The sequence below is a fragment of the Clostridium tarantellae genome, assembly GCF_009295725.1.
Lineage (GTDB): Bacteria > Bacillota > Clostridia > Clostridiales > Clostridiaceae > Sarcina > Sarcina tarantellae.
Genome location: NZ_WHJC01000690.1, coordinates 1 through 379, shown reverse-complemented (window position 1 = coordinate 379; position 379 = coordinate 1). Strand labels below are relative to the sequence as shown.

The 379-nt window shown below is 28.8% G+C and carries 1 pseudogene; it reads left to right on the top strand.

What is annotated here, in order from left to right:
• Nucleotides 1–194, top strand: a pseudogene (locus GBZ86_RS16860) (transposase); the annotation flags it as partial.
• Between the last annotated feature and the right edge of the window lie 185 nt (nucleotides 195–379).

Here is a 379-nt window from a genome sequence, read left to right as displayed (position 1 = left end):
GACTTAAAAATGATGATGCAGTTTCCTCAGAGCATCGTTGGTTTAAGCAAGTTGTTGAACGTTTAAACCGTACATTTAAATCTTCTTATCGTGTAACCTGTGGTTACGGTAGTGAAGATGGTGCCTTATATGGAGTATCCTTATGGGTTGCTTACTACAACTTTCTAAGACCTCATCCTTATAGCTATTGGAAAGCCTGATTCACAGACAGTTATTTTACAATAAATTACTTTACTAATGAAAAATATTTCAATTTTAAAATACCAATCAAATTTATTACTTATTTTCAATATATAGGGTCTACAGCGTATAACTCAATAAAGTATTTTATATTTTTATTAAATTTTAAATGTTTATCACAACTCATAAATTAAAAAAG